The organism is Streptomyces sp. NPDC050534 (genome assembly GCF_044457745.1).
GTDB lineage: Bacteria > Actinomycetota > Actinomycetes > Streptomycetales > Streptomycetaceae > Streptomyces.
On sequence record NZ_JBITHF010000006.1, the window covers coordinates 504,751 to 521,119 of the forward strand.

Here is a 16,369-nt window from a genome sequence, read left to right on the forward strand (position 1 = left end):
GGTGGATCGAGATCTCTCGCCCCACCACGCCCTCGGGGGGAGGGAAGGAACTCAAGACGATGCCCGTACCCATACCGCGGCAGAGAGCGATCCCGGCCGCGGAGAGTGGTCAGGCTCAAGCCGCGCAACCAAGCGGCACCTCCAAGGACGAGAATCCGCGCAAGGAAGCAACGGTCGACAACAACGCCGCCACCACGAACCTGACGCTGCTGCTGATCGAGGACGATCCCGGCGGCTCAGCGGTCGTGCCCGAACTGCAGGACGCGGCCGGCCGGCCGATCCGTGTCCGCACGGCCCGCAACCTCACCGAGGCCGAGCGGCTGCTGACCGACGACGTCCACTGCATCCTGCTGGACCTCGCGCTGCCGGCCCCGGGCCGCAGCGCCGACGAGGACGAGCTCGCCGTGCTCCGGCACGTGCTCGAGCTGGCGCCCCGCCACGCCGTCCTCGCGCTCACCGCGTCCGGCGACGCCGAGCGCGGCGCCGAGGCGGTGCGGGTCGGCGCCCAGGACTACCTCTTCCGGGACGAACTGGACACTCAGCTGCTGAGCCGGGCCATCCGCTACGCCGTGGAGAGGAAACGTTCCGACACGGCCGAGCGGCGGCTCGCCGAGGGCCGGGTGCGCGCGCAGGAGAACCGCCGCCTGGAGCGCGGGCTGCTGCCCACGCCGCTGCTGGAGGGCTCCTCCCTGCGGTTCGCCGCCCGCTACCGCCCGGGACGCTCGCGCGCCCTGCTCGGCGGTGACTTCTACGACGTCGTACGCACCCCGGACGGGACCGTGCACGCCATGATCGGCGACGTCTGCGGGCACGGCCCGGACGAGGCGGCGCTCGGCGTGGAGCTGCGCATCGCCTGGCGCGCGCTGACGCTGGCGGGCCTGTGCGGCGACCAGCTGCTCGGCACCCTTCAGCAGGTGCTGGAGCACGAGCGCTCCGACGAGGAGATCTTCGCGACGCTGTGCACGGTGGACATCTCGCCGGACGGCCGCAGCGCCGGTCTGTGTCTGGCCGGGCACCCGTCCCCGCTGATCGCCCGCCCGGGCCGGCCGGCCCGGTTGCTGCCGTACGACAACAACGGCCCCGCACTCGGCATGCTGCCGGGCGCACGGTGGCCGCGGATGCAGGTGGATCTCGGGCGGGAGTGGAGCCTGATGCTCTACACCGACGGTCTGATCGAGGGCCGGATCGGCGTGGGCAGGGAGCGGCTCGGCCAGGACGGCATGGTGGAGATGGTGCGGCGCCAGCTCGCCGGCGGTCTGCGCGGCGAAGAGCTGCTGCGGGCGGCCGTGAACGAGGTGCGCGAACTCAACGGCGGCGAGCTGACGGACGACGTCGCCGTGCTGCTGCTGGACCGGGAGGGCTGAGCGGCGCCCCGCGGGGCGCCCTCCTCAGCGGCCGCCGTTGTACGGGCCGTACGGGCCGTCACTGCTCGACCCCCGGCGGCTGTTACGGCCGCCGCCCGGCAGGCCGCGCAGGGCCGGGCGGACGTCGACCATGTACACGATGGTCGCGATGAGCCCGATCACCGGCAGGAACGACAGGATGTTGAAGATCAGGTTTATCACGAAGGCGATGGCGAGAATGATCAGCCAGAACGGCTTGCTCTGCTTGCCGGCCGCGCGGTAGCCGTCCTCACGGCGCGTGGCGGCGTCGATCAGCGCGAAGCCGCTGAAAAGGATCAAGGCCATGCTCAGCAGCCACATGAAGCCTGCGAACCCCTGCATCAGCACTACATCCACCACCAGACTCGGCTCGTTCCTACGCGGTCACCGTACCCGTTCCGGTGACGCCGCTGTACGGGTAACGGGCCGGGCCCTCCAGGAGTGCCCGACCCGTTACCGATCACCCGTCCGTGTCACTTCGCAGGCGGCGTGGTCTTCTTCGCGGTGGTGGTGGTCTTGCGAACCGGCGCCTTCTTGGGGGCGGCCGGCTTCTTCGCGGCGGCGGCCTCGGTCTTCGCCTCGGCGGGCCTGGTGCCGCCCTTGACCTCGACCGGCTCGGCCGTGGGCTCGACGGCGACGGCGAGCTCCTCGACCTCCTCGGCGACGGTCTCGATGCCCTCGGCGGCCTCGCCGCGCCAGGTCCGCACGGCCTGCTCGCCGTGCTCGGCGACCTTCTCGTAGGTCTCACGGGCCTTGACGGCGTACTCGGCGGCGACGCCGACGCCGCGCAGCGCGATGTCCTGGGCGGACTCGCCCCACTTCTTCAGGTCGGCGTCGATGGTGGAGCCGAGCTTCTTGATGTCGCCGTCGAGGGTCGCGATGAACTCGGTGACCTTGGTCTGGAGGGACTCCTGCGTCTCCTTGACGCGCGCCTGCGTCTCCTTGACGCGGGCCTGCGCCTTCTCCTGGACGGCCTTGGTGTCGGTGTTGCGGACGGCCTCGAAACGGGCCGGGGCCTCGGTGCGCAGCTGCTCCACCAGACCGGGCACCTTCTTGGCCTGCTGGAAGGCCAGGTCGGCGGTGCCGGCGGCGAAGTAGAGCGGCGTCGGGTCGCTGAGGGTCTTGCGGAGGTCGTCGGTGATGGCCATGGTGATGGTCCTCCCGGTCGCTGTCAGCTGAGGGTTTTGGTCCCGCGGGCAACCTGGGCCGGTGGTCAGCCGGCGGGTCGCTGCGGGTCGTGCGGTTCGGCGTCGCTGCCGTCGGACGTGCGGGTGCGGCGCGTGGCGGACTGCCGTCCGCCGGTCGCACCGGTCTTGCGTGTGCGGCCTGTGGCGGTGTCGTCTTCCTCCGCGTCCTGGACCACCTTCGGTCCCTGGCCGGGCTCGGTGGTCAGGACCACCTCGCCGTCCACCGGGGCCAGATCGGTCTCCTCGTCGCCCGCGCCGCTCCCGAATCCGTTCTCCTTGCGGAAGGACTCGTAGATCTGGAGCAGCACCTGTTTCTGCCGCTCGTTCAGCGTGGGATCGGCGAGGATGACGGCGCGCGTCTCTACCTCGTCCCGGTCCCGCTCGGCGTCGAGGATGCCGGCGCGCACGTACAGCGTCTCCGCGGAGATGCGCAGCGCCTTGGCGACCTGCTGAAGCACCTCCGCGCTCGGCTTGCGCAGCCCGCGCTCGATCTGGCTCAGATACGGATTGGACACCCCGGCGGCGTCGGCGAGCTGCCTGAGCGACAGCTGCGCCGAGCGACGCTGCTCGCGCAGGTATTCGCCGAGATTGCCGACGTTGAGCGATGCCATGCCTCCACTGTGCACCACCCCCGCTAACTATTGCAAGCGCGTGCTTGCAAAAGTGCGCCACGCCACTCGTACGGGTGGCGTGGCGCTTCCTGTGCAGTTGGCGGGCGTCCGCCATCACCGGGCGAGCTGCGTCGCCTCGTCGAGGCGCGTCAGCTTCTGCGGGTTGGCCACCGCGTGGATGCGGGTGACCTTGCCGTTCTCCACCACGAGGCTCACCACGGCCACACGGCCGTCGATCTCGACCCGGCCCGCGGGCGCGCCGTTGAGCCACACGACCGAGACCGAGCGGTCCGGGCGGGCGAGCAACCTCGCCACGACTTGGGCGCCGTGGACCGGTTCCGTGGCGGCGGCCGCGAGTCCTCCGCCGTCGGCGATCATGACCACGTCCGGTGCCATCACGTCCAGCAGTTCCTGGAGCCGGCCGGTGCGCAGTGCGGCCAGGAACCGTTCGACCACGGCCTCCTGCTCCGACCTGCTCACCCGCACCCGAGGCCGCCGGGCCGCCACGTGCTCGCGGGCCCGGCGCCCGATCTGCCGCACCGCGGCCGGGGTCTTCCCGACGGCCTCGGCGATCTCGCCGTACGGCATCTCGAAGACCTCGCGCAGGACGAACACCGCCCGTTCCGTCGGCCCGAGCGTTTCGAGGACGGTCAGCATCGCGATCGAGACGCTCTCCGCGAGCTCGACGTCCTCGGCGACATCGGGGCTGGTCAGCAGCGGTTCGGGCAGCCACTCGCCGACGTACTCCTCACGGCTGCGCGACATCGTCCGCAGCCGGTTGAGGGCCTGCCGGGTGACCGTGCGGACGAGGTAGGCCCGCGGGTCGCGCACCTGCGCGCGGTCGACGCCGGCCCACCGCAGCCACGACTCCTGAAGCACGTCCTCCGCGTCGGCGGCGGAGCCCAGCATCTCGTAGGCGACCGTGAAGAGCAGGCTGCGGTGGGCGACGAAGGGGTCCTCGGGCATGACGGGCGGATCCTCGGTCATGCCGTCGTTGCCGCGCCGGTGGCTGCCGGGCGCGTGGCCAGCGGGATCTCGCAGGCGTCCGAGTAGCCCTGGGAGGTGATCCCGTGGGCCGTGTTGCACCTGGCCGCCATGTTGGCGTAGCCGATGTAGGCGTTGAGCTCGACCAGCGCCGACGCGCCGAGCTGCTCCAGCAGGCTCGCGGCCAGTTCGTCCGTGACGGTCGTCGGGGTGTTCGTCATGGCCTCGGCGTACTCGAGCACCTCCCGCTCCAGCGGCGTGAACGCGTCCGACTCACGCCAGCGCGGCACCTGGCTCGCCTTGGCCGGGTCCAGGTTCTGGTTGAGCGCGAGGAAGTAGTTGACGTCGAGGCACCAGCTGCAGCCGATCTGCGCCGCCACGGCCATGTGCGCGAAGCTCTTCAGGCTCGCGTCGACCATGTCCCACTGGGCCACCTGCGCCGAGTGGTACTGACTGGCCTCGGCGAGCTTCGGGTTGTTCCAGAGCACTTCCACGGGCTCGGGCACGGCACCGAGCTGTTCGGTCAGGGCGGTGCGGAGCTCGGCGGGAAGCTCGGCCTTCGGGACTCGTAGCGTCATGGTTCTCTCCCGGTACGTGTGCGTCTGCGTCTGCGTCTGCGTTGGGTCATCTGCGGCTGGGTGTTCGTGCCTTGTCGGCATGAAGACACCGCCTGCCGCGCGGATGTGACATCCGGGATGGTCCGGGATGGTCCGGGATGGTCCGGGATGGTCCGGGATGGCGGGTGGCTCACCGCCCGGCCCGACGGGCTCCGTGCCACTCCTCCACCACGGCGAAGTCCCGCTCGGTGAGCCCGTACCGGTGGTCGACCCGGTGCAGCAGCGCGGGCGCCGGATGATGCGCGGCGACCCAGTCGCGGTCGGCGACGGTGATCTCGTCGTCGACCCAGACGAAGGCGCGGCCGTCCGCCCAGGCCACGAGGGGCCGGGTCTTCCAGTGCAGCGGCGCCGGCGGTTCGTCCTCGTCCGGCCAGTCCACCAGCGCCAGCGGGGGCAGACCGAGCCAGGGCGCCAGGCACACGTTCGCGTCGTCCATCCAGGTCGTCGCCCACACCAGCTCGCAGCCCAGCGCGGTCAGCCGCGCGCCGAGCGCCGGATCGACGCGGTCGAGCAGCGGATGCTCGACGGCCGAGGTCGGCAGTGCGAAGCGCGCCTCGTAGGACGGGTACGGCCCCGCCGAGCCGAAGGGGAGCAGCGTGCCGTCGACGTCGAGGAAGAGAAGCATCACTGACAGGATCGGCGAACGGCGCCCGGCGCGAAACCGGATCAGCCCGGGAGACCGTCGGAGTCCTCCCCGCTCTCGAAGCCCTGCTCCGCCAGGATCTTGTCGATACGCGCCCGGTGAGCCGCCTCCCACTCGTCCAGCGACTCACCCGCCTCCTTCGCGAGCCGGGCGCGGGCCGCCGCGAGTACCTCGTCACGCCGATCGGCCGGTACGACGACGACACCCTCCTCGTCGGCCACGACGACGTCCCCGGCCGCCACCCGTACGCCACCGCAGGTCACCGGCTCGCCGAGCGGACGTACGACGGACTTGGCACCCGGGATCGGGATGACACCCCGGGCGAACACCGGGAACCGCATCTCCCGCACCTCGGCCAGGTCGCGGATCAGCCCGTCCAGGACGAAGCCCGCGATGCCGCGCCGGCGGGCGACGGCGCAGACGTTGCCGCCCGCGAGCGCCCAGTCCCGATCCCCCGACTCCACCACGACGACCGAGCCGGGCCCGGCTCGATGGATCGCGGCGTGCAGCATCAGGTTGTCGCCGGGCGGGCAGCTGACGGTGAAGGCGGGCCCTGCCAGCCGCCCGGCCGGGCCCCACAGCGGGCGGATGCCGATGTCCATGACCTGTGCACGGCCGAGGAGATCGGCGAGGGTGGTGGTGGGGACGTCCTGGAAGTCGGTGGCGTCAGTCATGTCCCGGACGCTACCGTCCCCTTCCATGACTGCCGGGTCGGCCATGTGCCGTGAGCGAGTTGGGTGCCCGGCCTCTGAGTGAGGCCGGGGCGGGCCAGGAGCCCGCCCCTTTCTCTGCGTTGCCTTCGAGATCGAGATCGACATCGACGGAAGACACCAGCGACAGAGAAAGAAGAGAATGCCCAACGCCTTCAACCAAGGAATCATCGACGAGTTCCGGGCCAACAAGGGCCGCCTGACCGGCCACTTCGAGAACGCCCGCCTGCTCCTGCTCACCACCACCGGCGCCCGTACCGGCACCCGGCACACCACCCCCGTCGGCTACCTCCCCGACGGCGGCGACCGCGTCCTGATCATCGCCTCGGCGGGCGGCTCGCCGCAGCACCCGGACTGGTACCGCAATCTCCTCGCCGACCCTCAAGTGACCGTGGAAAGCGGCTCGTTCACGTACGAGGCACGGGCCATGGTCCTTGCCGGCGACGAGCGTGAGCGGGCCTGGGCCCGGGCAGTGGAGACAGACCCGGGCTGGGCGGCGTACCAGGAGAAGACCACACGTCTCATCCCGGTGGTCGCGCTGTCCGCGATCCCCCAGGGCGGCCCTCCGAACGTCAACGCCTCCTCCCTGGGTGAGGGGATGAAGGTGGTACACGACGCCTTCCGCCGCGAACTCGCCCTGATCCGGAAGGAGATGAGGAACGGCAACGGGAGCAGCCTCGGCGCCCAGCTCCGCGTCAACTGCTTGACCTTCTGCCAGGGACTGCACAACCACCACACCGGTGAGGACACGATGTTGTTCCCGCACATCGGCGCCCAGCACCCGTCGGCGGAACCGACGCTGGAGCGCCTGCGAGAGGAGCACGAGCGGATCGCCGTGCTGGTGGCTGAGTTGCGGCGGGCCGTGAGCGCGGACGCCACGGACCCGGACGCGGCGCGTGCCGAGGTGGAGCGTCTGACACTAGACCTGGAAGCCCATCTCACGTACGAGGAGGAGGAGTTGCTCCCCCTGCTCGGCACGTGACCTAAGGGCACGGACGGCGGCCGGGGCCCTCCTAGAACGGCAACGGCCGCCCGTGCACCACCTCCAGCCGCGACACCGCCCGGGTCAGCACGACGTACAGCCGGTGCAGCCCGCGCGCCTCCGCCTCCGCGATGGCCGCGGGCTCGACGGCGACGACGTTGTCGTACTCAAGTCCCTTGACCAGCGTCGCCGGCACGACGGCCACGCGGGCGCGCAGATCGCCGGGCCCGGCGGTGGCGATCCCGGCCTCGGCGAGCGCCTCGACGACCTGTTCCACATGGCCGTCGGCGGCGACGACCCCGACCGACCCCTCACGGTCGAGCGCATCCCGTACGGCGTCCACGACGGCACCCGGCACGTCGTCCACCGGCACCGCCCGCACCCTCAACTCCCCATCCCTCCGCAGGGACCGCCCGACGGGCACATCCACGTCGAGACGCTCCAGCAGCCGATTGGCGAGCGAGACGACGGCCTCCGGCACCCGGAATCCGGTGGTCAGCGGTACGACGGCCGCGTCCGGCTTGCCCAGGTGCCGCAGGACCGTGTCCCACGACCGTGCCGCCCAGGGCGTGGTCGCCTGCGCCAGGTCGCCGAGGACGGTGAGCGATCCGAAGGACGCCCGGCGGGCGATGGCCCGGCACTCCATCGGGGAGAGGTCCTGCGCCTCGTCGACGACGACATGGCCGTACCCCTCGGGATGCCCGACGAGCCCGGCGACCTCGTCGAGCAGGACGAGATCGGCTGCGGACCAGCGGGCGGACTTCCAGGACCGGGGCGGCTTGGCCCAGAGAACCGCCTTCTGCTCGTCGTCGTCCAGCAGCCCGTCAGCGGCGTCCGCCAACACGCGGTTGTCGGTGAGGAGTTCGGCCACGACCTCCTCGGGCCGCACGCGCGGCCATACGGCGTCCACGTACTCCTTGACGGCCCTGGCCCGCGAGATCCTCTGCACCCAGGCCGCACTCTGCGCCCCGGCCCGCCGCTCGGCCTGCAACTGCAGACACCGCACCACCCGGCCACGCACCCGCTCCCGCCCGATGCCGTACGGCGGTTGCTCGGCCAGCACGTCCTCGACGATCCGCACGAGTTCGCCGGCCCGCACCCGCCACCAGTACGAACCGTCCTTGACGGCAAGGGAGTCGACGTTGCGCGTCGACACACGGCCGTACAGCGCCCGGCGCAGCACCTCGGCCATCCGGGCGTCGTGCTTGACGAGGGCGGCCCGCTCGTCGTCCGTCCCTTTGACGGGATACCGGGCGATCTCCTCTTGAAGCGTGGACTGCCGCACACCGGTCTCACCGAGCGCGGGCAGTACCTCGGAGATGTACGACAGGAAGGTCCGGTTGGGCCCGAGGATGAGCAACCCGCCGCGCCGGATGCGCTGCGGGTGCGTATAGAGGAGGTAGGCGGCGCGATGCAACCCGACGGCGGTCTTGCCGGTGCCGGGAGCGCCCTGCACGCATACGGACAGGTTTAGATCACCCCGTACGAGATCGTCCTGCTCGGGCTGGATGGTGGCGGCGATGTCCCGCATGGGGCCGACGCGGGGTCGCTCGATCTCACGGGTGACGATGCCGCTGACGTGCGGTTCTCCGCCGCAGGGCTGCTTGTCGAGGTGCTCGTCCTCAAGTCCGGTGAGGTCGGTGGAGTCCCCGCGGCTCCCAGGGGCCCACCCGAACCGCCGCCGCACGACGACACCCTGCGGATCGCTGGCGCTCGCCTGATAGAAGGCGCGGGAGACGGGGGCCCGCCAGTCGACGACGAGCGGCGGCAGGGTGGGTTCCTCACTGATCCTCAGCCGCCCGACGTGGTAACGCTCCCCGGAGTGCTGCCCCGAGCCTTCGGCGAAGTCCAAACGCCCGAAGAAGAGCGGCCCTTGAGGCAACTCCCCCATGGCCTTGGCCCGACTGCGCAGCTCATACCCGAGCACTTCGGCGTCGGCCCCGGAGGCGGAGACGTCCTGACCGGTGAAGACATGTTCCCGAGCACCGTCGACCATGGCGGCGAGGGCGGTGCGGCAACGGTCGTGGTGGGCGCGTTCGCGAAGGAGCGATTCCTTGAGGGCGGCAGGGTCAGGGTCGGGTGAGCTCATTCCAACGAGCGTACCGGAATAACGTAACCGAGTTAAATTTTTTACCCAGTCTCGCCTATGCGAGATGCGGCAACCCGGCGGCGAGCTGCGCATACGCCTGCTCGGCGGCGGCTTCGGCCTCCGGCCTCACGTCGGCCACCGGCTCCCCCGCAGCGATCCGCCGCCAGTTCTCCATGGCGAGAATCCGCTGCACGGCGAGGATCTGCCCGGCGGCGAGCCGCGCCTCCAGCCCTCCACCAAGGGCGTCGGCGAGGGCGGCTTCGGACCGCTCAAGGTGGGCGTGCGCCCGAGCCACCAGTGATGGCGACCCGTACAGCAGCCGATGAAAGGCAAGCACCTGTGGATGGTCACTCAGCCCGGTGACCGGATCCCCCTGCTCCAGCCCGTCGAGGAAATGCCGGCGCAGGGCGGCGATGGGGTGCGCCTGCCCGGCGACGATGCGCGCCGCTTCGTCCTCGTGATCGACGATGCGGTAGAGGACGAGGTCTTCCTTGGCAGGGAAGTACCGGAAGAGGGTCGGCTTGGAGATCTCGGCTGCGGCGGCGACCTCGGCGACGGAGACTGCGTCGAACCCCTTCTCCAGGAAGAGCCGAATGGCGACCTCGGAGACATGCTCGTACATTCGCTGTTTCTTGCGCTCGCGGAGGCCTGGCTCGGTCATGGGGTGAGCCTACGCGCCACGCTCCGCCGCACCGGTAGGCGATCAGGCCGCCGCCTGGCGCCGCCAGTGCGGCACCGTGGCCAAGCTCCACAGGTCGTCGAAATGCTTGTTCCACGTGGCAATGGCTGCTTCAGCGACGGCGGTGCCCTCCGGGGACCACACGTTGAGGTCCGTCCTGAAGCCCTTGGGGTCGAAGTACTCGTTGCCCATGTAGTGCATCCGGGCGGACAGGTCGTACAGGCCGTGGAGAACCTGCTTCCGGTTGAAGATGCAGATCTTGTCGCGCGGGATACCGGGGTAGAGGCGGTATTCGCACTGCACGGTCATCCGGCCGGTGCTGGAGAGCCGTGCGGCCAGATCGGAGAGCATGTCGTCGTACTCACTGCACCGCTGCTCCACCCGCCTGCGAAAGGCTTCGCTGTCCTCAGGCCTGTCGTCAGCGCCGACTTGGGAGGGCACGACCATCGGCAGTGCGAAGTCCGGCACCATCATGCGGATCGAGACTCTCCGAGTGGGGCCCGGGTCGTCGAAGAGGTTCTCGAGGCGATGGTAGAGGGCGTTGTACAGGGTCTCGCCGGTATAGCCGAGGAAGCTGATCTCGACCTTGCGGGCCTCGAAGGCGTCGCTGACGAAGCTGCCGAGTTCACTGGAGTTGACGAGGGCGCGAACCGGAGCCCTGACCGACGAACTCAGTTCCTTGACCTGGTCGTACAGCACGTAGCCGATCAGGCTGAGCAGAGCTCCGCCGAGATAGGTCTTGCCCTCCAGGGCGTCGCCCACCGGTTTGACGAACTGTGCGGTCAGCCCCGTGGCAAATATCCCAAGCAACAAGACACGCGTTACCAAAGGCTCGAACCGATCCTGGTAGCGCCTCAACTGCCGTGCCATGCCGACGTCGGCCTGTCCGTTCCCCCGCTCGGCCATGCCCGCCCCTCCCCGTTGGCAGGTCAGAGGAGCGTCACATGCCCCTGCACATGCCCGCTTGTGGTCCAGTCATGGTGCCCCTAGGCCAAGGCACGGGCAAGATAGGGGTTCGCCGCAGGCCGCAGAGGCAGGCCAAGGGAAGCGATGGCGGCAGCCAATGTCATCGCGTACGAGTCGATGGCGCGTTGCACGTTCGGAGCGTCCAGGCTCGCTCCGGTCACCAGACGGTCCAGGTCGACGTATGCGGACCGCACGATCTCGATCCACCGGTAAACGGCCCAGTCCTGCCGCCAATTGGCCGTGAACTGGGCCGGCAGCAACCGTTCCCAACGGGCGAACATCCGGTCCCGGATCTCCGGCCGGGTAGGCGTCAGATGCATGTGCCGGACCAGGTCGTAGAGCGGGTCACCGACGAGGGCCATCTCCCAGTCGATGATGGTCAGGGCCAAAGAGTCGTCGCGACGCACAAGGTTCCACGGGTTCAGATCACCGTGCAGCAGTGCCGGCTCCCGGTGGCTGACCGAGTGCCGCGCCAGGATTCTTTTCAACCGGTCGGCGCCCGGAAGCCCCAGAACACGGGCCAGTTGCTGCGATTCCTTCGGCAACTCTGCAACCAGGGACACCAGTTGCTCGCTCAGCCAGCCATAGAAACGCCCTTGGCCGGCGAGCGGATCGACCTGAAGATAGTCGACCTTGGTCAGAGCGCAGAGCTGATCGACCAGCCTGTCCGCCTCGCGCGGCAAGAGCCCGTTCACCGGGTGGCTGGGCGGCTGGTACACCTCGCCAGGACCCACGTACGTGTGGATGGCGAAGCGCGCCCCGTCATGACTCCAACCCAGCGCAAGGATCTCCGGCGCGGCGACCGCGACTCCGGCCTTCTCGATGGCACCCAGAACCGCGTGCTCGCTGAGGAAGCCACGCTCTCGCCGACGCACACCGGGCACGACACGTCTCACCACGACGCAGGAGCCGACACCATGCACACTCACCACCGTGTTGACGTGGGCGGTCCCCTTGAACACCCGGCTGGCCGGCGCTGCGGCCTCGGCCAGAAGCGCATCACTCACGGCCTGCTCCGGGAAGTCCGGGCGCTCAAGAACCCGCTCGTCCCGGTGCCAGTCGGAACCTGCGGTGTAGAGCTTCAGCTCAGCACCCGTACGGGAGGCGCGCCACCAGAAGAGGATCTTCTCGATTTCATGCTCATCCGGCACTTTCCCCAGCCGAAGCGGCTCCGCCGCAGCCACCAAAGCACGCTGCACCGCCTGCGTCGCCGCATCCAGGCCCTTCTGATCGATCGGGCCTACCAGGGTCTGTGCCGCGCGCATGACGTCGGGGTAGACGGATTGGGCCCGTTCGAAAGCGATGTAGTGGCGCAGGTCCTTGATCGCACCGTTCACGGCTGCGGGCCGGACCTCTTCCATGGCGTCCGCCCATGAACTCACGACCTCGTCCCACTGGTGGGCGGGGTATTGCATCCTGACCAGGTGCGTCGCCAGATCATGCAGGGGATCGCCGTAGGTTGCCAGCTCCCAGTCCACGCAGATCAGGGGCGAGTCACCGCCGTAGGACATGATCAGGTTGTCGCGATGCAGGTCCGCGTGGAGCAGGCTGTAGGGGCGCCGCGCCAAGGCCGGCACTCGCTCTGCCAGCCGGATCAGGGTGTCTTCCGGGATGCCGAGCGCCCCGAACAATGACCCAAAGGCAGGCCAGTTGGACTGCCGGACCTGTGAGTCGGCCAACATCGCGAGCGTCTGGAGGAAACCCTGGCTGTCCGAGTGGTCGCTGGGCCAGACAGGCGGCAGCGCCGGCAGGTGCTCCGCGCGCACCTGCGTCATCGCGGCCAGTTGGTCGGCCAGTGCCTTCATGAGCAGGGTGTCGACGGGCTTGCCGTTCCCACAGACACTCGAAAGGGGTACGCCTTCCACGTAACTGTGAATGGCGAATCCGTCCCCTTGGAACAGACATTCCGGCGCATTCGGCAGTGCGCCTCTGACGGCCCGGAGGATGGCCGACTCGTCCTCCCAGGTTCTGATCACCACGGGAAGCGCCTCGGAGCGCCGAATACGCACAGTGACGGAAGTGCCTCGATCACAATTCAGCAACCGTGCCATGGGATCAGTCAGCGGCAGCACGTAGTTCTGGTTGTGGAAACCATTGCTCGCCTGGCCTAATCTCCCCGCACGCGCCACGAACGCCTCATAGATGTCCTCGGACCGCACATCGTGGGTGTGCGGTCTGGCGGCGGCTTGAGGGGCAGGCCGTGTACCCACTGACCCTCCGGGGTATTGGCTCGACAGGCGGCAAAAACAGCTTCGCTAACCGCAGGGTTATACAGGAAACGACCAGAGTCCCAGTCGAGTGGCCACAACGGGTGGTTTGCCACTCTTTTGCACCTGGTCGTTCGAGACTGGCGTGATTTTGTGCCATCTCATACGTACGAACGGCAGCTGTTGCTCACCGGAGATGGCGCGCAGCCTAGCGCGCATTGCCATGCCGACGAAATATCGGAAACCCCGAACCTCGGTCACGCTACGTGACCACTAGCCAGACGTAGCCAGGCGATCCCACACCGAGTCGAACCATGCCTGCATGCTGTCGACGAACACCGAGCCGGGCGAGTTGGGATCCGCATCCTTCACATGGTGGGTCAGCGTGGCCCCCAGGCCCAGTACGTCGAGGGCCGACACGACCTCACCCGAGTCCAGCGACATCTGCCGCTCGATCACCTCATACATGCCGTGCAGCACTTCGACCTTGTTGAGCAAGTAGAGCTTGAAGGTCGGGATCAGCGGCACATGGCGGATCTGCAGGTCGACGTCCTCAACCAGCCTCTCCGTCCTCAGGTCGCTCAGCAGGCCGCTCAGTGAGTCCGTATGCCGCTGGGTGATGGCGTGCAGGCGCCTCCAGGGGCGAGGATCGTCCTTGTCGTCGCTCAGCCGCGGATAGGGAAGGGCCAACGACTCCTCAGGCAGCAGCATGCGCAGGGCGATACGCCTCGGGGTGATCACACCACCATGGATGCGCTCCGCTTGCAGGCGGATGTGCGCGTCCAGCGACTCGGACGTCAACGTGTAGACATCCAGGGTTACTTCGGGCTGCTCGAACGCCTCGCTGATGAGCGGCCCCAGCGTCATGCCGCCACGCGTCCTGCTCGCCTTGGGCGTCGACGACTGTATGCGCTGTGTCTTGATGACGCGCGAACCGCTGCCCTGCCGCGACTCGATCCAGCCCTCGCTGACCAGTTCCCGCATGGCTCGCTGAACCGTGTCGCGGGAGACCTCGAACTCCTCCGCCAGATCACGCTGTGACGGGAGGAAGGAACCGCGTGCGTACGTACCGTCGGTCATCCGGGCGCGCAGTTCGTCGGATACCCGCTGGAACTCCTTGCCGCCACTGTCGGCACTCTGCTGTGCGTCCACGCCTTGAACCTACCGCTCCCAGTCCACTGTCACACCACTTCCAGTCAAGTGAACACCACAGACTGGATGGGCTAGTTAAGGGATCAAACGGACCGGGCAGACCAATCTCAGGCCATGCAGTCCAATTGGACGGCTAGTTGATCGGTCGACCGTAAGTGGAAGGGGAGGCGGGGTCATGCTCTTGATCCAAGTGTGTTGGGGGCTCGCCCAACTGGTCGTGGGATTACAGGCACAGGCGCGTTTGGGCATCCTCGGTGTACTGCTCCTGTTGCTGATCGGCGCAAGTATCCGGGCTCGACACACCGAGCTCGCCGTCGCGGGCGCAGTCCTGTTCGCGCTGCTGATGACTCAAGCCTGATCCTTGAGCAGCCTCAGGACCAGCTCGAGCGACGACACGATGGCCGTGGCGCCCGCGTCGCGCAACCGTTTCTCCTTGTCCTCGTTACGCGCGTAGCCCAGAAAAGCGACATCGGCGTTCTGCGCGGCTTCGAAGTCCGAGGGGGTGTCGCCGATCATCAGGGCTGCCGATGGTGACGCGCCCATGGCGTTCAGGGCGCGGTTGAGGCAGAACGGGTCCGGCTTGAGGCGGTGCAGGTCCTGGGTGCGGCCGTATATGTGCGGGGCGAAGCACTCGGTGAGGTCGCGGCTCGCCAAGTATGTGCGCACCACTCGTGGGGAGTTGTTGGTGGTGATGGCGAGACGGGAGCCAACCGCGGTCCAGGTGCGGATCAGAGGATCGGCGTAGGCCGTGGGCAACGCTGTTGCCGTGGCGCGCAGTTCCTCCTGGGTGAGGCGTTCCTCCAGCTCCGCCACCAGGTCGCTGCGGGGATGCCGGCGGTCCACCGCGCGCAGCACGACGTGGGGGTCCAGTGTCTTCAGTTCGGACTTCGTCAGCAGGCCGTGCAGGCCCCGCCCCTCGAGCCAACCGGCCAGCTCGGCGGCCACCCGCTCAGCCGAATGACCGGCGAACAGGCGGCAGATCGGGCCGTCGAAGTCCCATAGCACGACGCGCGCGCGTGTGATCAGTTCTCGGAGCTTCTCCGTGTCGTTCTCGGTCTCTTCTGTCACCGGCTCAGTCTGCGTCGTTTCAGAAGTCACTAGGAGAGTGTCAGGTCCGTCGTGATGGTTTCCCAGAGGGCGTCGAACCACTTCTCTGATTCCTTCACGAAGGCCTCGTCGCGCTGGCCGCTCCGTTTGAGGAAGGAGAAGAGGACGGAGGCGGAGCCCAGGACGTCGTACATTTCCAGGGTCTGGCTCTGCCACTCCTCCGCGCGCTTGGTGGGGATGTAGTAACCGATCAGCGCTTCCTCGCCGTTGAGCATGTACAGCTTCACAGGCGGGGTGAAGGGAAGCGCACGGAAGGTGACGTTCACGTCGATGCCGTGCGTGAAACGGATGGCCTGCAGGTTGTGCTTGAGCACCTGCGCCTGCGCGTCGCGCATCGACAGCCAGCGCTGGTGGACCGTGTCGTCGTCGCGGTCTCCCTCCACCAGCACCGGAAACGCCAGGTTGATGTCGCGGCTCGGCAGCAGGATGCGGAAGGCGATCGAGCCGGGGCGGATGCTGCCGTCGTGGATGCGGCGGAGCGGCTCGCCGAGGGCCAGCATCAAGGTCTCGGAGGTGTGGCACACGACGTCGACCCGTACGTGCTGCGCCGAGAACGCCTCCGTCAGCCGAGGTGCCAACCCCACCATCGTCGGCTGAGGTTCCTCCGCCGACGGTGCCGGCGGCTCCGCGATCCGCGGGGGGCTCCCCTTGCTCACGTTGCTCAGCAACCCGTCTTCCTGGAGCGCGCGCAGGGCCTGGCGGACGGCGCCTCGTTCCACTCCGAACTCGTCCGCGAGCTCGGCCTGGGTGGGCAGGCGGTCTCCGGCCTTGAGGTCGCCGGTACGGATGCGTTCCCGCAGGATGTCGGCGATCTCCTGGGGCGAGAGTCTTCTGCTGCCGTTCACTGCCACGTTCTCCTGGGTCACAACCAAACGCTACAACTCCGATCCATCTACAGGGAGTTGTTTGAAGCTTGGTTTATGAGTGGGTGCCAAGTGGGGACAACTACATCAGAGTTGGCTGCCAACTTCCAGGAGTTGGCGGAAGGTTTGCTTCCTGTCTGAGTCCGCCTCTGCTCCCCTCGCTCAACCCCCCACCGCACCGTCCCGCCCG

17 protein-coding genes are annotated in these 16,369 nt (G+C 68.6%); 3 read left to right on the forward strand and 14 right to left on the reverse strand.

All coding sequences use genetic code 11. From position 1 onward, the window contains the following. Positions 1–59: 59 nt before the first annotated feature. Positions 60–1,364 carry a PP2C family protein-serine/threonine phosphatase gene (locus ACIBN2_RS22465; protein WP_399136537.1) on the forward strand — a complete coding sequence of 435 codons (1,305 nt, stop codon included), beginning with the start codon at positions 60–62 and terminating at the stop codon, positions 1,362–1,364. A 24-nt stretch (positions 1,365–1,388) separates the two neighbouring features. Here ACIBN2_RS22465 and ACIBN2_RS22470 read toward each other — a convergent pair whose 3' ends face one another. The 7 genes from ACIBN2_RS22470 to ACIBN2_RS22500 all read right to left on the reverse strand — a co-directional run bounded on the left by ACIBN2_RS22470 (position 1,389) and on the right by ACIBN2_RS22500 (position 6,098). Next, entirely contained in the window at positions 1,389–1,724 is a 336-nt protein-coding gene (locus ACIBN2_RS22470) for a DUF2516 family protein (protein WP_399136539.1), read from the reverse strand. Positions 1,725–1,855: 131 nt separating this feature from the next. Further along, on the reverse strand, positions 1,856–2,530 hold the full coding sequence (locus ACIBN2_RS22475) for a hypothetical protein (RefSeq protein WP_399136541.1): 675 nt from the start codon (positions 2,528–2,530) through the stop codon (positions 1,856–1,858). Positions 2,531–2,595: 65 nt separating this feature from the next. Then, a complete protein-coding gene (locus ACIBN2_RS22480; RefSeq protein WP_399136542.1) occupies positions 2,596–3,180 on the reverse strand; it encodes a helix-turn-helix domain-containing protein in 585 nt (194 codons plus the stop codon). Positions 3,181–3,294: 114 nt separating this feature from the next. After that, positions 3,295–4,146: an RNA polymerase sigma-70 factor gene (locus tag ACIBN2_RS22485; protein WP_399136544.1), complete on the reverse strand. Its 852-nt coding sequence runs from the start codon at positions 4,144–4,146 to the stop codon at positions 3,295–3,297. Between the two features lie 17 nt (positions 4,147–4,163). Next, the gene (locus ACIBN2_RS22490) at positions 4,164–4,742 is read right to left on the reverse strand and encodes a carboxymuconolactone decarboxylase family protein (protein WP_399136546.1); all 579 of its coding nucleotides are present in this window, start codon (positions 4,740–4,742) and stop codon (positions 4,164–4,166) included. A 169-nt stretch (positions 4,743–4,911) separates the two neighbouring features. Beyond that, complete coding sequence (locus ACIBN2_RS22495) at positions 4,912–5,406, reverse strand: HAD domain-containing protein (protein WP_399136547.1); 495 nt, start codon at positions 5,404–5,406, stop codon at positions 4,912–4,914. A 41-nt stretch (positions 5,407–5,447) separates the two neighbouring features. Continuing rightward, the gene (locus ACIBN2_RS22500; protein ID WP_399136549.1) at positions 5,448–6,098 is read right to left on the reverse strand and encodes an RraA family protein; all 651 of its coding nucleotides are present in this window, start codon (positions 6,096–6,098) and stop codon (positions 5,448–5,450) included. 178 nt (positions 6,099–6,276) lie between these two features. On the opposite strand from ACIBN2_RS22500, the gene ACIBN2_RS22505 reads away from it, so the two are divergent. Further along, entirely contained in the window at positions 6,277–7,116 is an 840-nt protein-coding gene (locus ACIBN2_RS22505) for a nitroreductase/quinone reductase family protein (protein ID WP_399136551.1), read from the forward strand. 31 nt (positions 7,117–7,147) lie between these two features. Here the strand turns inward: ACIBN2_RS22505 and ACIBN2_RS22510 are convergent, their stop codons facing one another. The 5 genes from ACIBN2_RS22510 to ACIBN2_RS22530 all read right to left on the reverse strand — a co-directional run bounded on the left by ACIBN2_RS22510 (position 7,148) and on the right by ACIBN2_RS22530 (position 14,209). After that, positions 7,148–9,205 (reverse strand): HelD family protein, encoded by a 2,058-nt coding sequence (locus ACIBN2_RS22510; RefSeq protein ID WP_399136553.1) that lies wholly within the window; start codon positions 9,203–9,205, stop codon positions 7,148–7,150. A 55-nt stretch (positions 9,206–9,260) separates the two neighbouring features. Beyond that, positions 9,261–9,866, reverse strand: coding sequence for a TetR/AcrR family transcriptional regulator (locus ACIBN2_RS22515; RefSeq protein ID WP_399136555.1), 606 nt, complete (start codon positions 9,864–9,866; stop codon positions 9,261–9,263). A 42-nt stretch (positions 9,867–9,908) separates the two neighbouring features. Continuing rightward, positions 9,909–10,790: a hypothetical protein gene (locus ACIBN2_RS22520; RefSeq protein ID WP_399136557.1), complete on the reverse strand. Its 882-nt coding sequence runs from the start codon at positions 10,788–10,790 to the stop codon at positions 9,909–9,911. Between the two features lie 80 nt (positions 10,791–10,870). Continuing rightward, a complete protein-coding gene (locus tag ACIBN2_RS22525; RefSeq protein ID WP_399136558.1) occupies positions 10,871–13,060 on the reverse strand; it encodes an aminoglycoside phosphotransferase family protein in 2,190 nt (729 codons plus the stop codon). Positions 13,061–13,330: 270 nt separating this feature from the next. Next, positions 13,331–14,209, reverse strand: coding sequence for a GntR family transcriptional regulator (locus ACIBN2_RS22530; RefSeq protein WP_399136561.1), 879 nt, complete (start codon positions 14,207–14,209; stop codon positions 13,331–13,333). Positions 14,210–14,384: 175 nt separating this feature from the next. Here ACIBN2_RS22530 and ACIBN2_RS22535 point away from each other — a divergent pair, with 175 nt between their 5' ends. Next, entirely contained in the window at positions 14,385–14,567 is a 183-nt protein-coding gene (locus ACIBN2_RS22535) for a hypothetical protein (RefSeq protein ID WP_399136563.1), read from the forward strand. On the opposite strand, the gene ACIBN2_RS22540 is transcribed toward ACIBN2_RS22535, so the two are convergent. Continuing rightward, positions 14,558–15,307: an HAD family hydrolase gene (locus ACIBN2_RS22540; RefSeq protein WP_399136564.1), complete on the reverse strand. Its 750-nt coding sequence runs from the start codon at positions 15,305–15,307 to the stop codon at positions 14,558–14,560. The genes ACIBN2_RS22535 and ACIBN2_RS22540 overlap by 10 nt on opposite strands. Continuing rightward, entirely contained in the window at positions 15,307–16,188 is an 882-nt protein-coding gene (locus ACIBN2_RS22545) for a FadR/GntR family transcriptional regulator (protein ID WP_399136565.1), read from the reverse strand. The genes ACIBN2_RS22540 and ACIBN2_RS22545 overlap by 1 nt, the downstream gene beginning before the upstream one ends. Positions 16,189–16,369: the final 181 nt, after the last annotated feature.